At 60.4% G+C, this 16903-nt stretch carries 13 protein-coding genes and 2 pseudogenes; 1 reads left to right on the top strand and 14 read right to left on the bottom strand.

Translation table 11 applies throughout. The features are described 5' to 3' along the window. Window positions 1-30 precede the first annotated feature (30 nt). The 6 genes from EX00_RS08960 to EX00_RS08935 all read right to left on the bottom strand — a co-directional run bounded on the left by EX00_RS08960 (window position 31) and on the right by EX00_RS08935 (window position 6489). Window positions 31-948: a sugar kinase gene (locus EX00_RS08960; RefSeq protein WP_155294031.1), complete on the bottom strand. Its 918-nt coding sequence runs from the start codon at window positions 946-948 to the stop codon at window positions 31-33. Between the two features lie 94 nt (window positions 949-1042). Beyond that, window positions 1043-2029 (bottom strand): ABC transporter ATP-binding protein, encoded by a 987-nt coding sequence (locus EX00_RS08955; RefSeq protein WP_047456454.1) that lies wholly within the window; start codon window positions 2027-2029, stop codon window positions 1043-1045. Continuing rightward, window positions 2022-3017, bottom strand: coding sequence for an ABC transporter ATP-binding protein (locus EX00_RS08950; RefSeq protein WP_047456452.1), 996 nt, complete (start codon window positions 3015-3017; stop codon window positions 2022-2024). Before EX00_RS08950 ends, EX00_RS08955 begins: the two co-directional genes overlap by 8 nt. Window position 3018: 1 nt before the next feature. Continuing rightward, window positions 3019-3936 (bottom strand): ABC transporter permease, encoded by a 918-nt coding sequence (locus tag EX00_RS08945; protein ID WP_047456450.1) that lies wholly within the window; start codon window positions 3934-3936, stop codon window positions 3019-3021. Further along, window positions 3933-4856, bottom strand: coding sequence for an ABC transporter permease subunit (locus EX00_RS08940; RefSeq protein WP_047456446.1), 924 nt, complete (start codon window positions 4854-4856; stop codon window positions 3933-3935). Before EX00_RS08940 ends, EX00_RS08945 begins: the two co-directional genes overlap by 4 nt. A 52-nt stretch (window positions 4857-4908) precedes the next feature. Then, window positions 4909-6489 carry a peptide ABC transporter substrate-binding protein gene (locus tag EX00_RS08935; protein ID WP_047456444.1) on the bottom strand — a complete coding sequence of 527 codons (1581 nt, stop codon included), beginning with the start codon at window positions 6487-6489 and terminating at the stop codon, window positions 4909-4911. A 298-nt stretch (window positions 6490-6787) separates the two neighbouring features. Between EX00_RS08935 and bglA the strand changes: the two genes are divergently transcribed. Next, window positions 6788-8434, top strand: coding sequence for a beta-galactosidase BglA (bglA, locus tag EX00_RS08930; RefSeq protein WP_047456441.1), 1647 nt, complete (start codon window positions 6788-6790; stop codon window positions 8432-8434). Here bglA and ade read toward each other — a convergent pair whose 3' ends face one another. The 8 genes and pseudogenes from ade to EX00_RS08890 form a co-directional block, all read right to left on the bottom strand. Beyond that, complete coding sequence (gene ade / locus EX00_RS08925) at window positions 8435-10132, bottom strand: adenine deaminase (protein WP_047456439.1); 1698 nt, start codon at window positions 10130-10132, stop codon at window positions 8435-8437. It abuts the gene before it with no gap. 171 nt (window positions 10133-10303) lie between these two features. Next, window positions 10304-10707, bottom strand: a pseudogene (locus tag EX00_RS08920) (endonuclease domain-containing protein). A 125-nt stretch (window positions 10708-10832) separates the two neighbouring features. Continuing rightward, window positions 10833-12161 carry an omega-aminotransferase AptA gene (gene aptA / locus EX00_RS08915; protein ID WP_047457612.1) on the bottom strand — a complete coding sequence of 443 codons (1329 nt, stop codon included), beginning with the start codon at window positions 12159-12161 and terminating at the stop codon, window positions 10833-10835. Window positions 12162-12596: 435 nt separating this feature from the next. Continuing rightward, a complete protein-coding gene (locus tag EX00_RS08910; protein ID WP_007692427.1) occupies window positions 12597-12914 on the bottom strand; it encodes an ArsR/SmtB family transcription factor in 318 nt (105 codons plus the stop codon). 213 nt (window positions 12915-13127) lie between these two features. After that, a pseudogene (locus EX00_RS08905) lies at window positions 13128-13777 on the bottom strand (HugZ family pyridoxamine 5'-phosphate oxidase); the annotation flags it as partial. Between the two features lie 40 nt (window positions 13778-13817). After that, window positions 13818-14867 carry a choline ABC transporter ATP-binding protein gene (gene choV, locus EX00_RS08900; protein WP_047456434.1) on the bottom strand — a complete coding sequence of 350 codons (1050 nt, stop codon included), beginning with the start codon at window positions 14865-14867 and terminating at the stop codon, window positions 13818-13820. Beyond that, window positions 14864-15709: a choline ABC transporter permease subunit gene (gene choW / locus EX00_RS08895; protein ID WP_047457609.1), complete on the bottom strand. Its 846-nt coding sequence runs from the start codon at window positions 15707-15709 to the stop codon at window positions 14864-14866. Before choW ends, choV begins: the two co-directional genes overlap by 4 nt. Window positions 15710-15881: 172 nt before the next feature. Then, window positions 15882-16838 (bottom strand): choline ABC transporter substrate-binding protein, encoded by a 957-nt coding sequence (locus EX00_RS08890; protein WP_047456432.1) that lies wholly within the window; start codon window positions 16836-16838, stop codon window positions 15882-15884. Between the last annotated feature and the right edge of the window lie 65 nt (window positions 16839-16903).

The raw sequence follows: 16903 nt of genomic DNA, 5'->3' as shown, positions 1-16903 counted from the left end.
GGGTTGTCCATGATGGAAATATTACAGCGCTCAGCCGGCCAGCTGGAGCTTCTCCGGGGGCACCAGGGCGCCGTGTTCCTGAATGACTTTCGCAGCGATCTCGGCGGCGAAACGAGCGGCGGCGACCGGATCGTCATGCTCCAGACAATGCGCGAGGAAGGCGCCGTTGAAACTGTCGCCGGCGCTGGTGGTATCGACGACCTTGGCGACTTTCACCGCCGGAACCAGCGTCTCGCCGGCATCCGTGCCGATTGTCGCACCTTCAGGGCCATTCTTGACGACGACCATATTGGCACCGTGTTGCCGGTAACGGCGAATGGTACCGGCAATCGAGTCATCTCCGAAATGCGCCGCCTCGTCGTCGAAGCTCGGCATGACCAGAGTCGAGGCGCGGGCGCCTTCGCCTATCAAAGTGTGCATGGCGTCGAGGCTTGACCAGAGGCGCGGGCGGATATTGGGGTCGAAGGCCACCAGCTTGCCGACGGCCTTGGCGCGGCGGAGTTCGGTGAGCAGCGTCTCGGCATCCTCATGCGACAGGATCGCCAGGGTTATACCGGAGAAATAGAGGACATCGGATGCTTCGATCGCGATGCGCAGCTGATCGCCGTCGGCGGCGAGCTGGCGCGCGGCCGAGCTGTCGCGCCAATAACTGAAGGAGCGCTCGCCGTCCTTCAGGTTGATCATGTAGAGGCCGGGTGTCTTTCCGCGAAGGCTGCGGATATTCGCCGTGCCAATGCCGTGGGTACCCATGAAGGCGAGCATCTCGTCGGACATGGCATCATCGCCGAGCGCGGTGAAATAATCGACGAACCAATCTTGCGGCAGGCAGGCGCGGGCGTACCAGGCGGTGTTGAAGGTATCGCCGGCAAAGCCCTTGCGCAGATGACCGTCCTTGGCCTGCGACAGCTCCACCATGCATTCGCCGATCGATAGAAAACGCCCGCCCAAGACTTGCCTCCCGCAGTTTGCCTGCTTGCTGCATACCCGCATGGAGCCGCTTGGGCAAGGTGGACGGCGAGCTTCGCCGTCCCCTTTTGCAGGCTTACGGTAAGTCCATATGATAGCACGCCGCGGTCTGGCCGGGGCGCACCTGCTCGGTCGGCGGCGCCTTCGTCCGACAGATATCCGTCGCCTTCCAGCAGCGCGGCGAGAAGACGCAGCCGGGCGGCGGATAGAGCGGCGAGGGCGGATCGCCCTGCAGGCGGATGCGCTCGCGGCCGCGCGCCAGTTTCGGATCCGGGATCGGTGCCGCCGAGAACAGCGCCTGCGTATAGGGATGCGCCGGATGGTCGAAGACGGTGGCGGCGCTGCCCGCTTCCACCACCTTGCCGAGATAGAGCACCAGCACGTCGTCCGAGATCAGGCGCACGACGGAGAGGTCATGGCTGATGAAGATCAGCGTCAGGCCGAACTCCTTGCGCAGCTTGCGCAGAAGCGTGATCACCTGGCCCTGGATCGAGACGTCGAGAGCGGAAACCGGCTCGTCGCAGATGATGAGCTTTGGCCGTGTGATGACGGCGCGGGCGATGCCGATGCGCTGTGCCTGTCCGCCGGAGAACTCATGCGGATAGCGGTTGATCATCTCAGGCACCAGGCCGACGGCCGCCATGATCTCCCGTACGCGGTCCTGCCGCTGCGCTCTCGTCAGCTTCGGCTCGAATACGGTCAGCGGTTCGGCGATGATGTCACCGACGGTCATGCGTGGGTCGAGCGAGGCGATCGGGTCCTGGAAGATGATCTGCATGTCGCGGCGGGCGGCGCGCATTTCCTCTTCGGACAGATCCAGCAGGTTGCCGCCCTGCCACATGATGCGGCCCTTCTGCGCCTTGATCAGCCGCAGGATGGAGCGGCCGAGCGTGGACTTTCCGCAGCCGGATTCGCCGACGATGCCAAGCGTGCGCCCGGTCTTCAGCTCGAAGCTGACATCGTTGACCGCCGTCAGGATCAAGGGCGGCTTGAAGAAGGATTTCGAGGGCAGCTCGAATTCGGTGGTCAGGTGCTCGACCTTCAGCAGCGTTTGCTCAGCCATGGACGAGGCTCCGTTCCTGATTAGCCGAAAGGGGATGGAAGCAGGCGGCGCAGCGCTGTGGTGTCAGCTGATTGAGCGGCGGCGCCGCATCCAGACAGTCGTCTTCCACATGGGCGCAGCGCGGCGAGAAGGAACAGCCGCGCGGCAGGTGCATCAGGTTCGGCGGCCGGCCGGGGATGACGGCGAGATCGTCGACGTCCTGATCCGGTCGCGGGATGGAGGCGTGCAGGGCTGCCGTATAGGGATGAGCCGGGTTTTCGTAGAGTTCCTCGACTGGCGCTTCCTCGACAATGCGGCCGGCATACATAACGGCGACGCGATCGGCGAGACCGGCGACGACGCCGAGATCGTGGGTGATCATCACCAGCGCCGTATTCATCTCCGCCGTCAGCTCGTTGAAGAGATCGAGGATCTGGGCCTGAATGGTGACGTCGAGCGCAGTTGTCGGCTCGTCGGCGATCAGGAGCTTCGGCTTGGTCAGCAGCGCCATGGCGATGACGATGCGCTGGCGCATGCCGCCGGAGAGCTCGTGCGGATAGAGGTTGAAGCGCCGGGAAGGGTCGGGAATGCCGACGCGCTTTAGCATGTCCAGAGCGGCTGCCGAGGCGGCGCGTGCCGAAAGTCCGCCATGGACCTCAAGCTGCTCCGTCAGCTGCCGCGAGATACGCAGCGATGGATTGAGGGCCGTCATCGGGTCCTGGAAGACCATTGCCACATCCTTGCCGCGCACATGATCGAGTTCGCGCGGCTTCAGTTTCAGGATGTCCTTGCCGTCAAGCAGCGCCTGGCCGCTGGTGCGGCCGTTCTTGGCGAGCAGGCCCATCAGGCCGAGAAAGGTCTGGCTCTTGCCGGAACCGGATTCTCCGACGATGGCAATGCGTTCGCCACGGCCAACTTTCAGGTTCATCTTTGAGACGGCGGCAACTTCGCCCTCCGGTGTGCGGAAGGTGATGGAGTAGTCTTTGAGCTCGAGAAGTGTTTCTGTCATGTCAGCGATCCTTCGGATCGAAAGCGTCGCGCAGGCCGTCGCCGATGAAGAGCAGGCTCATCAGCAGCGCGACCAGGAAGCCGGCGGGGAAGAACAGCAGCCAGGGCGTGGTTTCCATGCCGGCCGAGCCTTCAGCGATCAATGTACCGAGCGAGGTTAGCGGTTCCTGCACGCCAAAGCCGAGATAGGACAGGAAGCTTTCCGTGGCGATGATCTCGGGGATGGTGAGCGTTGCATAGATGACGACCGGCCCGACGAGGTTTGGAACGATGTGTTTGAGAATGATCTTGAACGGACGCTGGCCGGAAGCCCGTGCCGCCTCGATGAACTCGCGTTGCTTGATGGACAGCGTCTGGCCGCGCACGATGCGGGCCATGGTCAACCATTCGAGCGCTCCGATCGCAGCAAACAGCAGGTAGACGTTGCGGCCGAAAATCACCATCAGCAGGATGACGAAGAGCACGTAGGGCAGCGCGTACATGATGTCGACGAAGCGCATCATAACGGCGTCGACGCGGCCGCCGAAATAGCCCGAGACGGCGCCGTAGAGCACGCCGATGACGACCGAGACCAGGGTGGCGACGAGTGCCACGGTCAGCGAGACGCGCGTGCCGTAGAGCGTGCGCGCCAAAAGGTCACGGCCGTTGCCATCGGTGCCGAAATAATGGCCGGCGGCAAAGTCCGGTGCGCCACGGAAGGAGGTCCAGTCCGGATCCTCGTAGTTGAAGGGGAGTAAGCTCGGGCCGACGATGGCGACGAGCACCAGTAGCGCCAGCACAATGAGGGAGAGTGCTGCCGCCTTGTTGCGCAGCAGGCGGCGCATCGCGTCGCCCGAGAGAGAACGTCCTTTCGGCGCGAGCCCCTCGGCTGCAAGCAACTCTGCTTCCAGCAATTCTCGTTTTGCGGAATTGAGGATCATCGCATTCTCACTTTCGGATCTAGCCATGCGTAGGCGATGTCGACGATCAGGTTCAGAACCACGATCAGCACCATGTAGAAAATGACCGTGCCGAGAACCATGCCGTAGTCGCGGTTCAGCGCTGCGCCGACGAAGTACCGGCCGATGCCGGGAAGGCCGAAGATGCTTTCCACCACCAGCGAACCGGTGAGCAGATAGCTTGCCGCCGGTCCGAGATAGGAGACGACGGGCATCATCGCCGGTTTCAAGGCATGACGCATCACCGTCAGCCGTGGGCCGATGCCCTTGGCCTTGGCGGTGCGGATGAAGTTCTGGCCCATCACCTCGATCATTGAGCCGCGCATGAGGCGTGAGATGCGCGCCGCGTGCGGCAGGGTCAGAACGATGATCGGCAGGACCAGGAACCGGATCGAGCCGTCGCCCCAGCCGCCGACCGGCAGCCAGCCAAGCGTGTTGCCGAAGATAAGCTGAAGGATCGGGGCAATCAGGAAGCTCGGCATGACGAGGCCAAGGAGCAGGCCTCCGCCCAGCCAGTAGTCGGCGCTGCGGTTTTGATACAGCGCCCCAAGACAGCCTATGAACACGCCGATGATGGTCGACAGGATGAAGGCGGCGCCACCGATGGTCAGCGTGTAGGGAAAGCCTGACATGATCTGCTGGGTGACGGTGAAATCCTGGTTGGCGAAGGATGGGCCGAGATCGCCCTTCATCACATCGCCGACATAGATCAGATATTGCTCGACCAGCGGCTTATCGAGATTGTAGTGGGCCGCGAGGTTGGCTTTGACTTCCGGCGGCAATGGCCGTTCGCCATCGAAAGGGCCGCCGGGGGCAAGACGCAGAATGAAAAAACACACTGTTACGGCAATCCACAAGACGGGGATTGTCGACAGCAGACGACGGAGAGCATAGCGAAACATGGGTGCGTTGAGGCCCCGCCCGGCAAGAGCGGGCAGGGCCTTTTCCTATCTATTATTGTTTGATGGACAGCCAGCGAGTACGGTGAATGTCCTGAATATTGTCCACGAAGCCTTCGACCTTCGGTGCAACGATATTCTGCGAAACGTAATAGTAGATCGGGATTGCGGCACTGTCGTCGAGCGCCAGCTGTTCGGCCTTTTTGTAGACCTCGGCGCGCTTCTTCAGGTCGATTTGCTCGTTACCCTGCTTGATCAGCGCGTCATATTGCGGGTTGCTCCAGCGGCCGTAGTTCATTTCGACGCCGGTCGACAGCAGGTTCAGGAAGTTGATCGGATCGTTGTAGTCGGCGAGCCAGCCGGCGCGGCCGATTTGCACTTCACCGCGCTGCATCTCGTCGTAATGCACCTTGGTTTCAGTGTTGTAGAGCTCGATATCGACACCGAGCGGCTTCCACATGGCGGCGATCGCGACGGCGATACGCTTGTGGTTGTCGTTGGTGTTGTAGCGGAGCTGCGCCTTCAGCGGATGGTCAGGACCGAAGCCAGCGTCCTTGAGCAGCTTCTTGGCGTCTTCGACCCTCTGCTTGTAGGGTTCGTCCTTCCAGCTCACATAAGCCGGCTCGCCATAATTGGCGGTGCCCGGCGGTACCCAGGAATACATCGGCAGTTCGCCGGTGCCGAGGATTTTCGGACCGATGACCTCGCGGTTGACGGCCATGGAGAGGGCCTGGCGCACGCGCTTGTCGTTGAAGGGCGGCTTGGTGGCGTTCATGACGTAATAATAGGTGCCGAGGAACGGAACCACATGCGCCTGACCGGGAAGGTTCTTCTGGATCCATTCATATTGGTCGGCGGGGAAAGAGGTCAGGATATCGAACTCACCGGCGCGGTAGCGCTTCAGCGCGGCGGCCTGATCTTCCAGCGTATAGTAGTTGACGTTGTCGATCTTGATGTCCTTGGCGCCGTAATACTGGTCGCTCTTGGCCATGCTGACATGCGAACCGGGCACCCATTCGGTGGGCTTGTAGGGGCCATTGGTGACGATGTTGCCGATCTTGACCCACTCGTCGCCCTTGGCTTCCACGACATGCTTCGGCACCGGATAGGCCGTGTAGTGCATCAAAGCGTTAATGAAATAGGGGGTGGGGTTTTCAAGCGTGATTTCCAGCGTCTTGTCGTCGATCGCCTTGACGCCGAGCTGGCTCAGATCCTTGATCTCGCCCTTGTTGATCTTTTCCGCATTCAGGATCGTATATTGCAGGTAGGCATATTGAGCGGCGGTCTTCGGGTCCATCAGGCGCTGGAAGGAATAGACGAAATCGCCGGCGGTCACCGGCGTGCCATCGGACCATTTGATGCCGTCACGCAGCTTGAAGGTATAGACCTTCTGGTCCTGGGAGATGGTCCAGCTTGCAGCCTGCCCAGGAATGGGGTTGTCCTTGGGATCTTCCGTCACCAAGCCTTCGAAAATATCGCCGTCGATGCGGTTTTCCCAGTCGCCGGAAATCTTCTGTGGGTCGAGCGACGTGGGGTCGCCGCCGTTGTGGATATTGAGGGTCGCCGCATGTGCGGAAACGCTCAATAAGGTGCCGACGAACGCCGACGCGATGAATTTTCGGGTGAAATAAGCCATATCTATTCCCCACCTTTCTGGAGTTACGGACCTTGTTTTTTCAAGGTTATTTTAGTTCCGCAGATGACCTGGACGTGCAGGTCAATGTCGCAAGTTATCTGAAGCAACGTCGCTTTCAAGCCCCCCGGGCGAATCGCCGCTGGCGGCCGGGAGTTTTCTACCTCCGGGAGTTTTGCGAAATTGGCCTCATAAATCTTGCGCGTGTATTCTGGATTGCACCTTCCCCGATTGGCAGCTTGCCGCCTCAAGTTTAGTGTGCGACTTGAAGGAACCCTTATGAAATCGAGGCGGATTGTTGATGACATCAGCGGGCAAGGTGGCGGAAGCCGATTGGTGGCGTGGAGCGGTAATCTATCAGGTCTATCCGCGATCGTTTCAGGATACCGACGCTAACGGGCTCGGCGACATCAAGGGCATTACCCGTCGCCTGCCGCATATCGCTTCGCTTGGCGTCGATGCCATCTGGCTGGCGCCGTTCTTCACCTCGCCGATGGCGGATATGGGCTATGATGTCGCCGACTATTGCGATGTCGATCCGATCTTCGGGACGCTTGCCGATTTCGACGAGATGATGACATCGGCGCATGCGCTCGGCCTGAAGATCATCATCGATCAGGTCATTTCACATACGTCGGATCGCCATCCGTGGTTCGTCGAGAGCCGGGCAAGCCGCGATAACCCCAAGGCGGACTGGTATGTCTGGGCCGATCCGAAACCAGACGGCACGGCGCCGAACAACTGGCTGTCGATCTTCGGCGGGCCGGGCTGGGAATGGGACGGCGTGCGCCGACAATATTACCAGCATAATTTCCTGACGTCGCAGCCGGACCTGAATTTTCATAACAGCGAAGTCCAGGACGCCTTGCTTGCCACGGTCAAGTTCTGGCTCGACCGCGGCGTCGATGGGTTCCGGCTGGATACGGTCAACTACTATTTCTGCGACAAGGAACTTAGGGATAACCCACCGGCTTTGACCGCCATCGGCGGGTTGGATGCGCCCGAGAGCAATCCCTATGGCATGCAGAACCATCTCTACGACAAGACGCAGCCGGAAAATATCGATTTCCTGAAGCGTTTCCGGGCGCTGCTCGATCAATATGAGGGACGCACCACCGTTGGCGAAGTGGGAGATGGCGCTCGCTCGCTGCAGACTGTGGCCGCTTATACCAGCGGCGATGACAAGCTGCATATGTGCTACACCTTCGACCTCCTGGGCCCGGATTTCACGCCGCAACATTTCCGTCGCTGTGTCGGCGATTTCCAGGAAAATGTAACTGATGGCTGGATTTGCTGGGCTTTCTCCAACCATGACGTCAATCGCCATGTCAGCCGTTTCGCCGAAACCGAGGCCGAGCAACCGCGTGTCGCCAAGCTGGCGATTTCCCTTCTGTCTACCCTGCGCGGCTCGATCTGCCTTTATCAAGGCGAGGAATTGGGCCTGCCCGAGGCGGAGCTTTCTTTCGAGGATCTGCGCGACCCCTATGGCATCCGCTTCTGGCCGGCCTTCAAGGGTCGCGATGGATGCCGGACGCCGATGCCCTGGGAGGCAAGCCGTGCGCATGCCGGCTTCACCACGGCGGAGAAATCATGGCTTCCGGTGCCCTATCAGCATGCTGCGCTTGCCGTCGACAAGCAAGAGGCGGATCCGCAATCCGTGCTGCACCACTATCGCGAGACGCTGGCCTTCCGGAAGCAGCATCCGGCACTGCTCGATGGCGACATGACCTTCCTCGACACAAGAGAAGATGTACTCGCCTTCACGCGCGGGAAGGGCGATGAGACGCTACTTTTCGTCTTCAATCTCTCCCGCAAGCCCGTAAAGGTCGCGCTGCCGGAGGGGGTGAAAGTGGCGGAGGCCATGCCGATGCCGGGCTTCGGAACTGCCAACGCCGGCGAGATCATCGCACTCGCGGCATTGGGCGTGTTCTGCGGGCAGGTTGGCTGATCAGCCGATCAGCATGAATTTGTCGACATCGACAAGGCCCCGGTCCGAGATCTTCAGATGTGGGATGACGGGCAGGGGCAGGAAGGCGAGCTGCAGGAAGGGTTCTTCCAGTGTCGCGCCGAGGGCATAGGCTGCCTGGCGCAGATGATGCAGCGTGTCGCGCACGCTTTCATAGGGCTCGAGGCTCATCAGGCCGGCAACGGGCAGCGCGATTTCGCCGGTGACGACGCCGTTTTCGACGACGACGAAGCCGCCGTTGATGTCGCTGAGACGGTTGGCGGCACGCGCCATGTCGTCCTCGTTGACGCCGACGACGCAGATATTGTGGCTGTCATGGCCGACGGTCGAGGCGATTGCGCCCTTCTTCAGGCCGAAGCCCTGGACGAAACCATTTGCGTGATTGCCGTTCTTGCCGTGGCGCTCGATGACGGCGACCTTGATGATGTCGTTACCGAGGTCGAGGTCAGTCTGGTTGCCCTTGAGCGGCAGGCGGTAACGGCGGTGCTCGGTGATGATCTTGCCGGGGATGACGCCGATGACCGAGCTTTCGCCCTCCGTCACCGGCACGCCGAAATCGGCGGCATTGATCGGACGTGCCCGGACGCTGTCGAGGCCGACCGGGGCGACTGGCTTGCGGGTTGCGAACAGCTCTGCGGTGACGCGGCGGCCGGCCGAGAACACCGTCTCGGCCTTGCAGTTTTCCAGGCTGTCGATGATGACCAGATCGGCGCGCCAGCCGGGCGCCACGAGGCCACGGTCGCGCAGGCCGAAGGCGCGAGCCGCGGAGATCGAGGCGGCGCGGTAGATCGCCAGCGGCTCGACGCCGTGGGCGATGGCCGTGCGGATCATGTAGTCGAGATGCCCCTGTTCGGCGATGTCGAGCGGATTGCGGTCGTCGGTGCAGAGCGCCAGATAGGGCGACAGACGCTCGGTCAGGATCGGCATCAGGGCGTGCAGGTCCTTGGAGACCGAACCTTCGCGGACGAGAATATGCATGCCCTTGCGGATTTTTTCGAGGGCTTCCTCCGCAGTGGTTGATTCATGTTCGGTGCGGATGCCGGCGGAGAGATAGCCGTTGAGATCGTTGCCGCGCAGCAGCGGCGCATGGCCGTCGATATGGCCGTCTTGGAAGGCGTCTAGCTTGGCCATGCAGATAGGGTCTTTGTAGACGACACCGGGGAAATTCATGAATTCGGCGAGACCGATGACCTTGGGATGGTCTCGGAAGGGCAGCAGCTTCTCGATGGGCAGATCGGCGCCGGATGTTTCCAGATGCGTTGCCGGCACGCAGGAGGAGAGCTGGACGCGGATGTCCATGATGGTCTCGAGCGAGCTGTCCAGGAAATACTGGATGCCCTCCGTGCCCAGCACATTGGCGATCTCATGCGGGTCGCAGATGACGGTGGTCACGCCGTAAGGCAAGACGCAACGGTCGAACTCATGCGGCGTCACCAGCGAGGATTCGATATGCAGGTGCGTGTCGATGAAACCGGGGACGACGATCCGGCCGGAAATATCGACCTCCTCGCGGCCTTGATAGTCGCCGCAGGTGCCGACGATGCGGTCGCCGCAAATGGCGATGTCGGAAGCGACAAGTTCGCCCGTCACCAGATCGAAGAACCGCCCGCCCTTGAGCACGATATCCGCCGGCTCCCGGCCGACGCCCTGGTCGATATAGCGTTCGAGTTTGGCGGTCATGGCAAATCCTGTCGTTCTTATGATTCCGTGCTGCCTCTTACCCTAGTCCGCTCCTCGTTCTACGGGGAGAGGGGATCTGTCCGAATTTGTTGATAGGCCTGTGTTTTTTGACAGTTACAGAGCTAACGGACTCCCTCTCCCCGCAAGCGGGGAGAGGGTTGGGGTGAGGGGCTATTCCTGGCGAGTAGCCGGGAAAAATTTCAAGTCACGGGCAACAATGGGGTCCGTTAAGCGGCCATCGCAAATCGCCACAATGGTGTCGAGAACGGAAGGCATGGCTGTCAGCACATCGATGTTCCAGAAGCGAGCCACTGACCAGCCTTCCGCGTTCATGAATTCATCGCGAACTATATCCCGTTTACTATCTGCATGCTGACTGCCGTCGATCTCGACCACAAGGGATCGCTCTCGGCAGGCGAAATCGCGAAATATGGTGCGATTGGAAATTGCCGGACGAATTTGAAACCGTTCAGTCGGCGGTTGCGAAGTTCCGACCAGAGTTTGGTCTCGGCGTAATTGTCCGATTGACGGAGGTTGCGTGCACGCTTTGTTGTACTTGGTTCTGGACCACGCATCTGATTGTCCCCGTGGAAGGCCCCTCACCCTAGCCCTCTCCCCGTAAAGCGGGGAGAGGGGACCTCTCCATCGTCGCCGATGACAATTGCCCATTTCGACCTTGTGGGCGGCTGTGCTGCTCGCCTCAGATATTATTCTGCAAGATCTCCCTGAGCTTGCCGAACAGCTCATCGATATGGTGCTTCTCGATGATCAGCGGAGGGGAGAGGGCGATGATGTCGCCGGTGGTGCGGATCAGGAGGCCTTTTTCGTAGGCCTTGAGGAAGGCGGTGAAGGCGCGTTTGGTGGGCTCACCGGCAATGGGGGCGAGTTCGATGGCGCCGATCAGGCCGGTGTTGCGGATATCAATGACGTTGGGGCAGTCCTTCAGGGAGTGCAGTGCGTCAGCCCAGTAGTCCGAGAGCTCGGCGGCGCGTGTCAGTAGACCTTCTTCCTTGTAGGTGTCGAGCGTGGCAAGTGCCGCGGCGGCGGCGATGGGGTTGCCGGAATAGGTGTAGCCGTGGAAGAACTCGATCATATGTTCGGGTCCCTGCATGAAGGCGTCATGGATTTCCGAGGTGACGAAGACGGCGCCCATCGGGATGACGCCGTTGGTCAGGCCCTTGGCCGTGGTGATGATGTCCGGGGTGACGTCGTAATATTGCGCGGCGAAGGGGGTGCCGAGGCGGCCGAAACCGGTGATGACTTCATCGAAGATCAATAGGATGCCGTGCTTGGTGCAGATTTCGCGCAGCTTCTGCAGGTAGCCCTTCGGCGGGATCAGCACGCCAGTGGAGCCGGCGACCGGCTCGACGATGACGGCGGCAATGGTGGAGGCGTCATGCAGCGTGACGATGCGCTCCAGTTCTGAAGCGATGTCGCCGCCATGTTCGGGCTCGCCACGGGTGAAGGCATTCTTGCCGGGAACATGCGTGTGCGGCATGTGGTCAACGCCGGTCAATAGCGTGCCGAACATCTTGCGGTTGGTGACGATGCCGCCGACGGAGATGCCGCCGAAATTGACGCCATGATAGCCGCGCTCACGGCCGATGAGGCGGGAGCGCGAACCGTTGCCCTTCACGCGATGATAGGCAAGCGCTACCTTCAGCGCGGTCTCGACGGATTCAGAGCCGGAATTGGTATAGAGAACATGGTCCATGCCTTCCGGCGCGATATCCACCAGCCGGTTAGCCAGTTCGAAGGCCTTGGGGTGGCCGAGCTGGAAGGCCGGTGCATAATCGAGTTCGCCCGCCTGCCGGCTGATGGCTTCGGTGATCTTCGGGCGGCAATGTCCGGCGTTCACACACCACAGCCCCGCAGTTCCATCCAGCACCTGCCGTCCGTCATGGGTGGTGTAATACATGTCCTTAGCGCTGACGAAGAGCCGCGGTTCCTTCTTGAACTGGCGATTGGCCGTAAACGGCATCCAGAAGGCGCTGAGATCGTTGGGGGCGGCGTTCAGGCGGTCGGACATGCTGTTCTCCTCGGCCATTCGGGGGCCATTTCCCGATCGCGGCATAAACCGCGTGATTATTGACTGTCTGGTCAAATTATCAGTCGGCCCCTTGGCGTCAAGATGAAGCGGGGGGCAGACAGCGGAAGGACCCGGGAAGAGCATTATGCGGTGATTTCGTTTTTCGTCCTGTTCTGTCTCGTCTCGTCTTGTTTGCTCAAGCCAAATCAGATCAGATCGTATCTAGTACGGAGAGAAGCGACTAGCGAACGCAATGGGGCTGCGGCGTGTGTCGTTTGTACGCAGATGGGGCTCAACACGAAAAAGCTGGCAAATTGAAAATTTGCCAGCCAAATCAGATAAATGTGTGGTCATGAAAGTAGCTTGATCTCAAGGGTCGGAAAGTACCATTTCTTGAGAATCATGCGCCGGCAGTCCTAGAGCCAGTTTTGGCTCTTAAGCAGCCGTTCTACTTTTTTCCGGTTCGCAATAAATGTCTTCCAGCGTTTCAAGGACCCGGATAACCGACTCTGACGTGCTGGAGTAGTAAATGGTTTGAGCATCGCGTCGGGTCTTTACCAGCTTCTGGGCACGGAGCTTCGAAAGATGCTGGGAAAGCGCAGATTGGCTGAGCCCCACTTGGTTGGCCAATACGCCGACCGGGACTTCACCCTTGACCAAGCTGCAAAGAATCATCAGGCGCTTGGGGTTCGCCATTGCAGATAGTAGTGCCGCCGCCACGTTGGAGTGGTCGGCCAAATTTCTTGTTTTCATCTCTTGATCTTCCTAATGCGGAGCGTACATCAGAAATTGCGTAATTTCCAAACCGGGAAGCTAACCCGATAGCTAATAATACCAAGACGGGTGAAAGATTGTATATACCTAAATTTAAGGTATCGAGTATGCTATTTTAGATATGTATTATATAAAGTCGCTTCCCACCCATATGGGTGGGCCAAATTCCCGCCTAAACGTCTAATTTTCCCAAATCATGTCGATTTGTGCCATATTCAGGTCGCAAATCCGCCAACACTCGCCCGTTTTTCCCTCTGGCCCACCCGTGATGGCTGAGACTATGTTGGGCGGCGGGCTACTAATTCTCGCACTGCCGCGCCTGCCTCTTTCGCGAGCATCTTGTTAGCCGCCGAAGGAATCATCAGATCGATGCCCGATAAAATATAGGCCTTGCCGAAGCCGCCATTCAGGCTGGCGGCAAGCGGGACGAGGCGGAAGAAGCAGAAATCCGGAAAATCGATGTAGAGCTTCGCCTTGGGATGGCGGGCGAGAAAGCTAGAACGGATACGTTCATGCAGCGGATGTTCGCGATCGACGCGCTCGGCGTTGCATTGGACGCTGAGGCGCGGATGGGCGAGAGGATCGCCCTTGCCGGGTTCGCCGAAAAGGGCCGAGGCGCGAGGATCCTTCGACAGCGCTTTGGTATGGGCTGACAAGCCGGACACGAGGATGACCGGCACGCCATCGATATCGGTGCCGGTCAGCACGCGGCTGACGGAGGGAAAGCCGGTCTCGGGATCGAAGACGGCAAGCGCCGCGTAGCGGGCAGAGCCCAAGAGGATGCGTGCCTGCTTGCGCGCCTCATCGTCGGTTTCCCGCAGCACGGACGGTTTATCGTTCATCGTCTCTCTCCCACGAGACAGAAAGAGCAGTCCGGGTGGACTACTCCTTCCTCCGATGGCTGGTGAGGCCAGCCACGACATCCTGGGCGGAAATCGTCCCGATAATCACGCCATTGTCAACGACGCCGATATTTCCTGGCTGGCGCGTCAACGCGTCGAGGATCTCGACGAGCGGCGTTGAGGCCGTCGTCGTGGCGGTGACCGAGCCGCTATTGGCGGAATGACCGAGGCCCTGCTGCATGACATCGCCCGCCGTCAGCATGCTGATCGGATTCATGTGCTGCACGAAGTCGGCGACATATTGATCGGCGGGGTTCCTGACGATTTCCTGTGGCGTGCCGCACTGGATGATGTGGCCGCTCTCCATGATGGCAATGCGGTTGCCGATGCGGAAAGCTTCGTCGAGATCGTGGCTGACGAAGAGGATCGTTCGCTTCAGGCGGCGCTGAAACTCCAGAAGCTCGTCCTGCAGGCGGGTACGGATCAGCGGATCAAGCGCCGAGAACGGCTCGTCCATCAGCAGGATCGGCGCGCCGGTGGCAAAGGCGCGGGCAAGGCCGACGCGCTGCTGCATGCCGCCGGAGAGCTCGTTGACCCGGCGGCTCGCCCATTGCGTCAGGTTGACGAGTTCCAGCTGTTCATCGACGCGTTTTTTACGCTCCGGCTCCGGAACGCCGGCAAGCTCGAGGCCGAAGCCGACATTGTCGGCAACGGTGCGCCAGGGCAGCAATGCGAACTGCTGGAACACCATGGAAACCGTGTGCATGCGCAGGTCGCGCAGTGTCTTGGGACTACAGTCATAAGGATTGACCGGCCCGTTCTTGGTGTTGACGACGACATTGCCGCGCACGACTGGCGCCAGGCCGTTGACGGCGCGCAGCAGCGTCGATTTGCCGGAACCGGACAGGCCCATGAGCACGAGGATCTCGCCTTCCTCGACCTCCAGTGAGGCATTGGCGACGCCGAGCACCAGGCCTGTTGCCTTGCCGATCTCGTCGCGGGTCTTTCCTTCGTCCGCAAGCTTGAGGGCTGCCTCGGGGCGGTCGCCGAAGATGATGCTGACATTGTTGAAGGCGACGGCGGTGGTCATGAGCGATCTCCTTCACCGGGTGCGCGGAACATGCGGTCGAGAATGATCGCGAGAATGACGATGCAGGCGCCGGAATCGAAGCTCTTGGCGACATTGACGCTGTTCAGCGCGCGCAGCACCGGCACGCCGAGGCCAGGTGCGCCGACAAGGGCGGCGATGGACACCATCGACAGCGACAGCATGATCGTCTGCGTTAGGCCGGCCATGATCTGCGGCATGGCGAAGGGCACTTCGACCTTGCGCAGCACCTGTTGCGGCGTCGCGCCGAAGGCTTCGGCCGCTTCGACGAGAGAGGGCGGCGTCGAGATGATGCCAAGGCGGGTCATGCGGATCGATGCGGGAATGGCGAAAACGACAGTGGCGATCAGGCCCGGCACCATGCCGAGGCCGAGCAGGATCATTGCCGGCACCAGGTAGACGAAGGTCGGGATGGTCTGCATCAAATCGAGGATCGGCCGCATGATGGCATAGAGCCAGGGGCGTCGTGCCGCTGCGATGCCGAGGGGGACGCCGACGAGCATGCAGACGAAAGTCGAGGCCAGCACCAGCGCCAGCGTCTCGGTCGTCTCCTTCCAATAGCCCTGGTTGATGGTGATGAGCAGGCCGATGAAGGTGAGAGCGGTGACCGCAACGCTCCGGCGCATCCAGTAGGCGATGGCCGCGATAACGACGACGACGATCAGCGGATGTGGCGCTTGCAGGAGGAACAGCAGTCCTTTGATCCCATGCGAAGCGGCGAAGGAAAGGCCGTCGAAGAACCAAATGAAATTGGTCGTCAGCCAATCGACGACGGCTTTGGCCCATGGGCCGATGGGGATGCGGTAATCGGTTAACCAGTTCACGTCTTTGCCCACTCTTGGGGCGGCGAACCCGGACGTCTTGGGTCGTTCCGGATGCGGCCGCCGGAGAATAACGGCCTATGGCGCCACGACCCGATGCGCGGCGCGATAGGAGGGAAGCAGTCCTTCCATGGAAGAGAAAGGGGCGGTTAAGCCGCCCCTTGTCCCTTCGATGTTACAGGCCAAGCTTGGCCTTGACTGCCGCAAGCCCGTCACCGCCATCCTTGGTGGTGACGCCGGCGAGCCAGGGGGTGATTGCCGTCGGATTGGCCTTCAGCCATTCCGTTGCAGCCACTTCCGGTTCCTTGCCGTCAGTCAGAATCTTGCCCATCATCTCGTTTTCCATCGGCAGCGAGAAGACGAGGTTCTTTACGAAGGCGCCGACGTTGGGGCATTCCTGCAGATAGCCGGCGCGGACGTTGGTATAGATCGTCGCGCCGCCGTAGTTCGGTCCGAAGACGTCGTCGCCGCCGGAGAGATAGGTCATCTTGTAGTTGCTGTTCATCGGATGCGGAGCCCAGCCGAGGAAGATGATCGGCTTGCCTGCCTTGTCGGCGCGAGACACCTGGGCAAGCATGCCCTGTTCGGAGGATTCGACCACTTCGAAACCCTTGAGGCCGAAGGTGTTCTTGTCAACCATGTCGATGATCAGGCGGTTGCCGTCATTGCCCGGCTCGATGCCGTAGATCTTGCCGTCCAGATCGTCCTTGTGGGCGGCAATGTCCTTGAAGTCCTTGATACCGAGTGCTGCACCCTTTTCGTTGGTCGCGAGCGTGTACTTCGCGCCTTCCAGGTTAGCACCGACGGTTTCGACCGATTTGTCTTCGGCGAAAGGCTTGATGTTCTCGGCCATGGACGGCATCCAGTTGCCGAGGAAGACGTCAATGTCCTTGTTTTTCAGCGACTGATAGGTCACCGGCACGGCGAGCACCTTGACGTCGGTGTCGTAGCCGAGAGCCTTCAGGAGGATGGAGGCCGTCGCCGTGGTGGAGGTGATATCCGTCCAGCCAACATCGGCGAAGCGCACGGTGCTACAGCTTGCGGGTTCGGCGGCGGAAGCTGCGGTTGCGCCCAGGGTGAGCGCGGAAAGGGTTGAAGCGAAGGCAAGTGCGGTAAATGTCATTTTTATCATTACGTGACTCCCAGTCTAACGTTCCCAAGCAAGCACCAATAACCGACATTTACAAGCGACCACTG

It is taken from the genome of Martinezella rhizogenes (assembly GCF_000799715.1).
Classification (GTDB): domain Bacteria; phylum Pseudomonadota; class Alphaproteobacteria; order Rhizobiales; family Rhizobiaceae; genus Rhizobium; species Rhizobium rhizogenes_C.
The sequence above is the reverse complement of the archived record's forward strand: the minus strand, read 5'-3'. Positions and strand labels throughout refer to the sequence as shown.

What these genes read in the sequence shown, in the direction of transcription:
- choV (WP_047456434.1), bottom strand. Translation starts at nt 14,867, where the DNA reads ATGACCACCGCCGTCGCCTTCAACAATGTCAGCATCATCTTCGGCGAC.
- EX00_RS08935 (WP_047456444.1), bottom strand. Translation starts at nt 6,489, where the DNA reads ATGGCTTATTTCACCCGAAAATTCATCGCGTCGGCGTTCGTCGGCACC.
- aptA (WP_047457612.1), bottom strand. Translation starts at nt 12,161, where the DNA reads ATGTCCGACCGCCTGAACGCCGCCCCCAACGATCTCAGCGCCTTCTGG.
- EX00_RS08945 (WP_047456450.1), bottom strand. Translation starts at nt 3,936, where the DNA reads ATGATCCTCAATTCCGCAAAACGAGAATTGCTGGAAGCAGAGTTGCTT.
- bglA (WP_047456441.1), top strand. Translation starts at nt 6,788, where the DNA reads ATGACATCAGCGGGCAAGGTGGCGGAAGCCGATTGGTGGCGTGGAGCG.
- EX00_RS08940 (WP_047456446.1), bottom strand. Translation starts at nt 4,856, where the DNA reads ATGTTTCGCTATGCTCTCCGTCGTCTGCTGTCGACAATCCCCGTCTTG.
- EX00_RS08910 (WP_007692427.1), bottom strand. Translation starts at nt 12,914, where the DNA reads ATGAAAACAAGAAATTTGGCCGACCACTCCAACGTGGCGGCGGCACTA.
- EX00_RS08950 (WP_047456452.1), bottom strand. Translation starts at nt 3,017, where the DNA reads ATGACAGAAACACTTCTCGAGCTCAAAGACTACTCCATCACCTTCCGC.
- EX00_RS08890 (WP_047456432.1), bottom strand. Translation starts at nt 16,838, where the DNA reads ATGATAAAAATGACATTTACCGCACTTGCCTTCGCTTCAACCCTTTCC.
- EX00_RS08955 (WP_047456454.1), bottom strand. Translation starts at nt 2,029, where the DNA reads ATGGCTGAGCAAACGCTGCTGAAGGTCGAGCACCTGACCACCGAATTC.
- ade (WP_047456439.1), bottom strand. Translation starts at nt 10,132, where the DNA reads ATGACCGCCAAACTCGAACGCTATATCGACCAGGGCGTCGGCCGGGAG.